A 2,040-nucleotide genomic window follows, 5' to 3' on the forward strand; every position below is an offset into this window, starting at 1 on the left:
CGACGCGCTGCTGCACCGCAAGATACTCGAGGATACGCTCCTTCACCTTCTCCAGGCCGTGGTGGTCGGCGTTGAGCACGTCCTCGGCGTACTTGAGGTCCTTGATGATCTTGGTCGGCTTGCGCCACGGAATCGACAGCAGCCAGTCGAGGTAGTTGCGCACCACCGTCGCCTCGGCCGACATCGGGCTCATGGTCCGGAGCTTCTTCAGCTCGCCATGGGCCTTCTCGCGCGCCTCCTTGGAAAGGCGCGTCTTCTTGATGCGCTTCTCCAGCTCGGAGATCTCGTCGCGACCGTCCTCGGTCTCGCCAAGCTCCTTCTGGATCGCCTTCATCTGCTCGTTGAGATAATACTCGCGTTGCGTCTTCTCCATCTGACGCTTCACGCGGTTGCGGATCTTCTTCTCGACCTGGAGGACGCCGATCTCGCCTTCCATCAGGCCGAGGATGCGCTCCAGCCGTTTCGACACCGAGTCGAGCTCAAGCAGCTGCTGCTTGTCGGCAACCTTGAGCGCGAGATGCGCGGAAATGGTGTCGGCGAGCTTGGCCGGCTCCTCGATCTTGTTGATCGAGACCACGACCTCGGGTGGCACCTTCTTGTTGAGCTTCACGTAGTTCTCGAACTCCGAGACCACGGTGCGCGCGGCGGCCTGCAGCTCGGCGGGATCGCCCGACTGCTCTTCCATCTCGACGGCGCGCGCTTCGAAGAATTCAGCCTTGTCGGTATAACCGGCGATGCGCACGCGCTTGCCGCCCTCGACCAGCACCTTCACGGTGTCGTCAGGCAGCTTGAGCAGCTGCAGCACGGTGCCGAGCGTGCCGATGTTGTAAATGTCGTCGGGACCGGGATCGTCCTGGGTCGCGTTCTTCTGGGCGATCAGCAGAATCTGCTTGTCGTCCTTCATGACCTCTTCGAGCGCCTTGACGCTCTTCTCGCGGCCGACGAAGAGCGGCACGATCATGCCCGGAAACACGACGATGTCGCGCAGCGGCAGGACGGGATAGACAGTTCCTTGGGTGGGGGCGTTCATAATGCCTCGCTAACTACACTGTTAGAGCTGTCGCGCGCTGCAGCCGAGGCCCCTTAAGAGGCGACCCGCGGCGTATAGCCACGCTCACTCACCTAAAGAGATTGGCCCGAACGGGTTGCCATTCAAGACCGTGGATCGGAATGCCGGTGGTCCCACCGCCGGCCGTGCAAAAGCTAGGCCGGCGCCGCCGCAATGCCTTCCTTGCGTTCCCCATGCACGTATAGCGGCTGGGCCCGGCCTTCGATGACTTCGCGGTTGATCACCACCTCGTCGACGCCGTCTAGCGACGGCAGGTCGTACATGGTGTCGAGCAGTACGGTCTCCATGATCGACCTCAGGCCGCGGGCGCCGGTCTTGCGCAGGATCGCCTTCTGGGCGACCGCGCGCAGTGCATCGTCGGAGAACTTGAGCTTCACGTTCTCCATGTCGAACAGCCGCTGATACTGCTTCAGCAGGGCGTTCTTCGGCCGCGTCAGGATTTCGATCAGCGCACCCTCGTCGAGGTCCTCGAGCGTCGCGACCACCGGCAGGCGGCCGACGAACTCGGGGATCAGGCCGTAGCGCAGCAGGTCCTCGGGCTCGAGGTCGCGCAGGATCTCGCCCGTGCGCCGGTCTTCCGGCCCCCGCACTTCGGCGCCGAAGCCGATCGACGTGCCCTGGCGGCGCATCGAGATGATCCTGTCGAGGCCCGAGAAAGCGCCGCCGCAGATGAACAGGATGTTGGTCGTGTCGACCTGGAGAAACTCCTGCTGCGGATGCTTGCGGCCGCCCTGCGGCGGGACGCTCGCGACCGTGCCTTCCATGATCTTGAGCAGCGCCTGCTGGACGCCCTCACCCGACACGTCGCGCGTGATCGAGGGGTTGTCCGACTTGCGGCTGATCTTGTCGACTTCGTCGATATAGACGATGCCGCGTTGCGCCCGCTCGACGTTGTAGTCGGCCGACTGGAGCAGCTTCAGGATGATGTTCTCGACGTCCTCGCCGACATAGCCGGCTTCGGTGAGCGTCGT

General features: G+C 63.5%; 2 protein-coding genes. Both read right to left on the reverse strand.

The genetic code is table 11. The annotated features are described in order from the left end of the window. The coding region (locus VGK20_09985; protein ID HEY2774362.1) for an LON peptidase substrate-binding domain-containing protein at window positions 1–1,030 on the reverse strand (1,030 nt) is incomplete at its 3' end. A gap of 173 nt (window positions 1,031–1,203) precedes the next feature. Beyond that, window positions 1,204–2,040: ATP-dependent Clp protease ATP-binding subunit ClpX (gene clpX, locus VGK20_09990; protein ID HEY2774363.1), on the reverse strand; the 837-nt coding region annotated here is incomplete at its 5' end.

The sequence above is a fragment of the Candidatus Binatia bacterium genome (genome assembly GCA_036493895.1).
Lineage (GTDB): Bacteria > Desulfobacterota > Binatia > UBA1149 > CAITLU01 > DATNBU01.